Source organism: Nocardia sp. NPDC004415 (assembly GCF_053602435.1).
Map to the genome: position 1 here is coordinate 20,698 of NZ_JBSGDP010000076.1, position 6,723 is coordinate 27,420.

At 68.3% G+C, this 6,723-nt stretch carries 8 protein-coding genes and 1 pseudogene; 5 read left to right on the forward strand and 4 right to left on the reverse strand.

All coding sequences use genetic code 11. The features are described 5' to 3' along the window. Positions 1–167: 167 nt before the first annotated feature. Positions 168–1,550, reverse strand: a complete 1,383-nt coding sequence (locus ACWEMY_RS26210; RefSeq protein WP_452392161.1) for a PhoH family protein — start codon at positions 1,548–1,550, stop codon at positions 168–170. Positions 1,551–1,858: 308 nt separating this feature from the next. On the opposite strand from ACWEMY_RS26210, the gene ACWEMY_RS26215 reads away from it, so the two are divergent. Continuing rightward, positions 1,859–2,131: a hypothetical protein gene (locus ACWEMY_RS26215; RefSeq protein WP_375929900.1), complete on the forward strand. Its 273-nt coding sequence runs from the start codon at positions 1,859–1,861 to the stop codon at positions 2,129–2,131. Here ACWEMY_RS26215 and ACWEMY_RS26220 read toward each other — a convergent pair whose 3' ends face one another. After that, entirely contained in the window at positions 2,132–2,554 is a 423-nt protein-coding gene (locus ACWEMY_RS26220) for a limonene-1,2-epoxide hydrolase family protein (RefSeq protein WP_452392162.1), read from the reverse strand. Between the two features lie 45 nt (positions 2,555–2,599). Continuing rightward, positions 2,600–3,301: a TetR/AcrR family transcriptional regulator gene (locus ACWEMY_RS26225; protein WP_452392163.1), complete on the reverse strand. Its 702-nt coding sequence runs from the start codon at positions 3,299–3,301 to the stop codon at positions 2,600–2,602. 112 nt (positions 3,302–3,413) lie between these two features. Between ACWEMY_RS26225 and ACWEMY_RS26230 the strand changes: the two genes are divergently transcribed. From ACWEMY_RS26230 to ACWEMY_RS26245, 4 genes are read left to right on the forward strand one after another with little or no spacing between them, the layout of a single operon-like run. Then, a complete protein-coding gene (locus ACWEMY_RS26230) occupies positions 3,414–4,601 on the forward strand; it encodes an FAD-dependent monooxygenase (protein WP_452392164.1) in 1,188 nt (395 codons plus the stop codon). A 33-nt stretch (positions 4,602–4,634) separates the two neighbouring features. Beyond that, positions 4,635–5,618, forward strand: coding sequence for an LLM class F420-dependent oxidoreductase (locus tag ACWEMY_RS26235; RefSeq protein WP_452392165.1), 984 nt, complete (start codon positions 4,635–4,637; stop codon positions 5,616–5,618). A gap of 51 nt (positions 5,619–5,669) precedes the next feature. After that, complete coding sequence (locus ACWEMY_RS26240) at positions 5,670–5,915, forward strand: ribbon-helix-helix protein, CopG family (protein ID WP_452392166.1); 246 nt, start codon at positions 5,670–5,672, stop codon at positions 5,913–5,915. Then, on the forward strand, positions 5,912–6,346 hold the full coding sequence (locus ACWEMY_RS26245) for a PIN domain-containing protein (RefSeq protein ID WP_452392167.1): 435 nt from the start codon (positions 5,912–5,914) through the stop codon (positions 6,344–6,346). The genes ACWEMY_RS26240 and ACWEMY_RS26245 overlap by 4 nt, the downstream gene beginning before the upstream one ends. Positions 6,347–6,468: 122 nt before the next feature. Here ACWEMY_RS26245 and ACWEMY_RS26250 read toward each other — a convergent pair. Beyond that, positions 6,469–6,723, reverse strand: a pseudogene (locus tag ACWEMY_RS26250) (serine hydroxymethyltransferase); the annotation flags it as partial.

Here is a 6,723-nt window from a genome sequence, read left to right on the forward strand (position 1 = left end):
GTGGCCCCCGGGGGCACGCCCCCGGACGGAGCCTGGCCGACATCCGCAACGGCCCGGCGCAACTGTGTTCGCCGAGCCGTTGCTGGATTGGTGTCTTCGCGGATATTACCCACCATTCGGCGTTTTAACGCCTGATCGGACCGCCGACGCGGCCCGATTGCCGACAGTTACGCGTTGGGGCCGTATTCCTCCAGCATCTCGGTCACCAGGGCGGCGATCGGCGAGCGTTCGCTGCGGGTGAGGGTGATGTGCGCGAAGAGCGGATGACCCTTGAGCTTCTCGATCACCGCCGCCACGCCGTCGTGCCTGCCGACGCGCAGATTGTCGCGCTGGGCGACATCGTGGGTGAGCACCACCCGCGAGCCGGTGCCCAGCCTGCTCAGCACCGTCAACAGGACATTGCGTTCCAGCGACTGCGCCTCGTCGACGATCACGAACGAATCGTGCAGCGACCGGCCGCGGATGTGGGTCAGCGGCAGCACCTCGAGCATGTCGCGGCTGAGCACCTCCTCCATGACCTCCCGGCTGGCCAGCCCGTCGAGGGTGTCGAAGACGGCCTGCGCCCACGGCCCCATCTTCTCGCTCTCCGACCCCGGCAGGTAACCCAGTTCCTGCCCGCCCACCGCGTAGAGCGGCCGGAACACGACCACCTTGCGCTGGGTCCGGCGTTCCAGCACGGCCTCGAGCCCGGCCGTGAGCGCCAGCGCCGACTTGCCGGTGCCCGCGCGCCCACCCATCGACACGATGCCGATGCTCTCGTCGAGCAGCAGATCCAGCGCGATGCGCTGCTCGGCCGAGCGCCCGTGCAGGCCGAAGGCCTCGCGTTCGCGGACCAGCTGCACCCGCTTGTCGGCGGTGACCCGGCCCAGCGCGCTGGAGCTGCTGCCGAGCAACCGGATTCCGGTGTGGCAGGGTAGTTCCCGCGCCTCGTCGAGGTCGATCACCGATTCGGCGTAGAGCTGGTCGATCCGGTTGCCCGCGACGTCGAGTTCGACCATCCCGCTCCAGCCGGAGGTCACCACGTCCTGGGCGTGGTACTCGTCGGCGGCCAGGCCGACCGCGCTGGCCTTGACCCGCAGCGGGATGTCCTTGGACACCAGCATCACGGTCTCGCCCTCGGCCGCGATGTTCAGCGCGCAGGCCAGGATGCGGGAATCGTTGGTGTCGGAACGGAATCCGGCGGGCAGCACCGACGGATCGGTGTGGTTGAGTTCCACCTGGATGGTGCCGCCGTCGGTGCCGATGGGCAGCGGCTGGTCGAGCCTGCCGTGCTGGACGCGCAGGTCGTCGAGCATGCGCAGCGCCTCGCGGGCGAACCAGCCGAGCTCATGGTGGTGCCGCTTGGCCTCGAGCTCGCTGATGACCACCAGCGGCAGGACCACCCGGTGTTCCCCGAAGCGCGTCACCGCCCAGGGATCCGACAGCAGGACAGAGGTATCGACGACGAAAGTCTTGCGACCGGAACGCGAGGGGCGCTCCCCCTTCTTCGAGTGCGTGGAGTTCGAGGCCGTGTGCATCGCGGGGCCGGATACGGAGCGTGCAGCAGTCACGGTGGGCTCCTTAGGTGTTCACGCGGCACCGCGTGAACGATCTCGCTGGACCGGTCCGTCCTGGTGGGCTGCCGACGCGCTGGTCAGCCGCCACGAGGGCCGGGTGCCGGCCCTCTCGCACTGAATAGCTCAGTCACGGTCAGGACCTCCCGTACGAGTCACACCGATGCAACCCGCACCACCGACGCTACCGCCGAACGCGCGGCAGCGCTGGCAGACAGCCGGACGCGTCGGTGAATTTGTCGTTAACCAGCACCGACGCAGCAGATCCCGGCACAGGCGTGTCGCCGCGCGCTAGAGTCGGTGACATGGCCGATGACCAGGATCTGGAGAAGCTGTCGTCCAAGGAACTGCACGATCGCGCGGTGAAGACCGCCGTGCGGCACGGCGACGTGAAATTCCTGTGGGATCTGCTCAAAGCCATCCCGGCGGCGCAGGCCGAGGCGGGCGAGCTCGGCGAGAGCGAGGCCGACATCAAATACGTGCTGCCCATGCTCGACGACTACGTGCACGCCGGCGACGGCAAACTCGCCGACGTCCTACGTCCCACCTACCTGGACTACCTGCGCAAACACGCCTGATCAGCGGCGGCGCACCGCGTTCAGCAGGCCGTCCTTGGTACCGCGCAGCAGATCGCCCCAGCCGAAGTGGTCGTCCCACAGCACGATTCGGCCCTCACGCAGCTCGAAGTTGCCCGACACCGGAAAAGCGATACGCACGGGACCGCCGCGCAGGTAGTCGGTGCGTTCGGTGACGACCAGGCCGTTGGCATTCTGCGCGATGTAGTGCATGTCGACCGCGAAGCCCAGGTGCTTGCGCCCGAGCCCCTTCAGGATCGGGCCGACCCGCCCGATCCCGCGAACATCGGGCAGCCCGGTGTTCTTCCACACGATCTCGGGGTGCACCAGTTCCAGTGCTTCGGGCACGGCGCTCAGTTCGAGCGCGGCGAAGAACTCGCGCACCACCGTGACAGCGCTCTCCGGCAGCTCGGGCTCGTCGGTCATGATGCGAGCCTAGGACGTTCGCGGCTCCCGGACCAGACTTCGGCGCTACCGATCGGCGCGCTGCCCGATGAGCACCGCCAGCCCGTCGAGGATGCGCTCGATGCCGTAGTCGAACGCGTCGCCGTGCCCGGCCACGGCCTCGGCGGCGAAGGCCGCGCTGACCGTCGGGAACCGGTCGCCCGCCGCGGTCATCATGGCGGCGAACTGCTCGGTGAACTCGGTCTCCGCGGCATCGTCGCGCACCGAGGCCACCTGCTGGGCGAGGCTGCGGGCGTGGCCGTTGATCAGCACGATGGTGTCGAGCTGTTCGGCGGGAGCCAGCCCGGTGTCGGCCAGGGCGAGCAGGGCGGCCTCGGTCCAGCCCATCTCGTTGGGGCCGATCGGGCGGATACCGAGGGTGAGTTCGATGGCCCAGGGGTGGGCGCGATAGCGGGCGAAGATGGCTTCGGCCCAGGTCCGCAGGCCGCCGCGCCAGCCGGGTGAGCCGAGCGCGGGCGGCGCGCCGAGGGCGGTGTCCACCATCAGCGCGGTGAGCTGCTCCTTGCCCGGCACATAGCGGTACAGCGACATCTTCGTGAAGCCGAGTCGTTCGGCGAGCCGCTGCATCGACAGCGCGGTCAGTCCTTCGGCGTCGGCGAGCGCGATCGCCTCGGCGACGATCCCGTCGAGGGTCAGCGCGGGTTTGGGCCCGCGTTTGGGGCGCTGCGGGGCGCCCCAGAGCAGGTCGACGGTGGTCGGCGACGGCATCGGCTCATCCTCTCGAGATTCCGGGTTGACGCGGAACTGTGTCTACCATACTCTTAATCGTGTCCACCGGATACTGATTACTCCGGACACAGATTCCTCCGAGGAGCACACCATGCGCGACCAGACCGTTCTCGTCTCCGGCGCCAGCATCGCCGGCCCCGCCCTGGCCTACTGGCTGCACCGCTACGGCGTCACCGTCACCGTCGTCGAGCGGGCACCCGCGCTGCGTCCGGGCGGTCAGGCCGTCGACTTCAAGGGCCGCACGCACCTGACCGTGCTCGAACGCATGGGCGTCCTCGACGACGTGCGCGCCCGCCGCACCGGCACCACCGACCTCGTCTTCGTCGACGACGACGGCCGCGAACTCGGCGTGATGAACGGCGAATTCACCGGCGGCGATCTGGAGATCCTGCGCGGCGACCTGGCCGAGGTCATCTACGACCGGACCGCCGACCAGGTGGAATACCTCTTCGGCGACACCGTCACCGCCCTGCGCGACACCGCCGAGGGCGTGCACGTGGAGTTCGAGAACGCCGCCCCGCGCACCTTCGACCTGGTCCTGGGCGCCGACGGCATCCACTCCCGGGTGCGGTCGCTGGCCTTCGGCCCCGAAGCGGACTTCGTCACCCACCTCGGCCACTACTACTGCGTCGCGGGCGCGAGCCGCTGGAGCGATGCCGCCACCCCGCGCGAGCGGGCCAGCGGTTACGCCCACAACACGCCCGGCCGCCTCGCCATCGACGGCGGCCCCAAGGCGCAGCAGATGTACATGTTCGCCTCGCCCGAACTCGACTACCCGCGCAACGACGCCGCCGCCCAGCGCGCGATCATCGAGCGGACCTTCGCCGGGATGGGCTGGCACACCCCCCGCATGCTCGACGACCTGGCCGAATTCGACGACATCTTCCTCGACTCGATCAGCCAGGTCCGCATGAACGGCCAGTACACCCGCGGCCGGGTCGCCCTGGTCGGCGACGCCGCCTACGGCAACACCCTGGCCGGCTTCGGCACCGGCCTGGCCATCGTCGGCGCCTATGTGCTGGCGGGCGAACTGGCCACCGCCGAGGGCGACCATGTCACCGCCTTCGCCGCCTACGACCGCATCATGCGCCGCTACGCCAAGATCGCCGGCAACAGCAACGCGGGCCGCTTCCTCGCCCCGAAGACCGCCCTGGGCATCAGGGCCCGCAACTGGTTTCTGGGCTCGCGCCTGTTCGGCCTCATGCTGAAATACGGCGACAACGCCGCCAACGACATCGACCTGGTCGACTACCCGTCCCTGCTCGCCGCGCGCGCTTGACTTGGAGTGCACTCCAACTCATAGGCTCGGAGCATGAGCATTCGCCTCGGATATCAGATGCCCACCTTCAGCAACACCGCGTCGGTGCGGGAGTTGTTTCCGACCGTGATCGCGCAGGCCAGGGCGGCGGAGGCGGCGGGGTTCGACGCCGCGTTCGTCATGGACCACTTCTATCAGCTGCCGCTGCTGGGCGCGCCGGACGAGCCGATGCTGGAGGCGTACTCGGCGCTGTCCGGGCTGGCGACGGCGACCGAGCGAATCCAGTTGTCGGCCTTGGTCACCGGCAACACCTACCGCAATCCGGCGCTGCTGGCCAAGACTGTCAGCACCCTCGATGTGGTGAGCGGCGGGCGCGCGGTGCTCGGCATCGGGGCGGGCTGGTTCGAGCTCGAGCACCAGCAGTACGGCTTCGAATTCGGCACCTTCACCGAACGTTTCGAGCGGCTCGACGAGGCACTCCAGATCATCACGCCCATGCTGCGCGGTGAGCGACCCACCTTCACCGGCAAGTGGTATCGCACGGAGAACGCCATCAACGAGCCGCGCATCCGCGACGACCTGCCGATCCTGCTCGGTGGCGGTGGCGAGAAGAAGACCTTCCGGCTGGCCGCGCAGTTCGCCGACCACCTCAACATCATCTGCAACGCCTCCGAACTGCCGGGCAAGGTCGAGGCACTGCACCAGCGCTGCGCCGAGGCGAACCGCGACCCCGCCACCCTCGACACCAGCTTCCTGGCCTTCGTCATCGTCGACTCCGACGGCGACCGCGCCCGCAAAATCCAGTCCGACATCCTCGCCCGCCAGGGCATCGACCTGTCCACCCTCACCGAAGCCGAACGCCGCACCACCATCGCCGACCGCCAATTCGCCGGCACCCCCGACGAAGTGGCCGAACAGATCCAGACCCGAGTCCTCGACCACGGCATCGACGGCGTCATCGTCAACATGGTCGCCAACGGCCACGAACCCGGCACCCTCGACCTGGCAGGCCAGGCCCTCAAGCCCCTGGTGGCCTGACCCTCACCACTTCCCAGGGCCATATGGTTATGGTTGAGGTACCATAACCATATGGCCCTGAAGAAGACCACCGTGATGGTCGACGAGCACGACCTCGAGCTGATCAAGCAGGCCGCCGCGCGGGAGGGCAGGCCCGAATCCGAGTACTTTCGTGAGGCATTCCACCTGGCCGCGCTCCGAACCCGCCGGTGGGAGGAGGAGTGGGATATCCCGGTGCTGGATTTCGACCACGCGATCTCCGACGACGAGGTCCACAGCACGGTACACAACGCCGTCGTCGACGGTAATCAGCAGTGATCCTGGTCGGCGACACCTCAGGCCTGGTCGCCGCCTTCAACCCGAAGGACCCGGAACACGCTGCTGCGCGGGCCTGCCTGCAACAGGCGGCGTTGACGGTGGTGTCACCGCTGGTGATGCTCGAGGTCGAACACATCGTGACGCGAAATCTGAATCGCCAGGCGGCCTACGGGGTCAACGATTGGCTGCTCGCGCAAGAACACAAAGGCCGGGTTGTCGTCCCGGCGGTTTCCGCGAGCATCGTGCGGACAGCTCGCCGCGTTCAGAACCGCTATCTCGCGTTGCAGCTGGACCTGACCGACGCCACCAATGTCAGCCTGGCCGAGCAGTACGCGACCATCGACATCCTGACTCTGGATCGTCGCGACTTCCGGGCGATCGAACCGCTGACCCCTGAGAAGGCGTTTCGAGTCCTTCCTGACGACTTGTGAGGCAGACCAAGCCTCAATGATCGCCGTCGGACAGTCGTCATCCACGTGGTGATCGGCCATCCCGACACGAAACGGCCCACCGGGTACACCCGGTGGGCCGTTCGCGGAGTTGGATTCGGGGATCAGCCGAGGAGGCGCCAGTCTTCGAGGCCCTGGTACAGCGGGACACTCTGAGCCAGCTTCGACACCCGACCACGCAGCGACTCCACATCCGCCGTGCCGGCGAGGGCGGCGGCGATGATGTCGGCGACCTCGGTGAATTCGGTGTCGCCGAAGCCGCGGGTGGCCAGGGCGGCGGTGCCGATGCGCAGGCCGGAGGTGACCATCGGGGGGCGCGGGTCGAAGGGGACCGCGTTGCGGTTGACGGTGATGCCGAC

Excerpts from the sequence above, each read along its gene's own strand:
- ACWEMY_RS26215 (WP_375929900.1), top strand. The coding sequence starts at position 1,859 with ATGGCCGATGACCAGGATCTGGAGAAGCTGTCGTCCAAGGAACTGCAC.
- ACWEMY_RS26220 (WP_452392162.1), bottom strand. The coding sequence starts at position 2,554 with ATGACCGACGAGCCCGAGCTGCCGGAGAGCGCTGTCACGGTGGTGCGC.
- ACWEMY_RS26225 (WP_452392163.1), bottom strand. The coding sequence starts at position 3,301 with ATGCCGTCGCCGACCACCGTCGACCTGCTCTGGGGCGCCCCGCAGCGC.
- ACWEMY_RS26230 (WP_452392164.1), top strand. The coding sequence starts at position 3,414 with ATGCGCGACCAGACCGTTCTCGTCTCCGGCGCCAGCATCGCCGGCCCC.
- ACWEMY_RS26235 (WP_452392165.1), top strand. The coding sequence starts at position 4,635 with ATGAGCATTCGCCTCGGATATCAGATGCCCACCTTCAGCAACACCGCG.
- ACWEMY_RS26240 (WP_452392166.1), top strand. The coding sequence starts at position 5,670 with ATGGCCCTGAAGAAGACCACCGTGATGGTCGACGAGCACGACCTCGAG.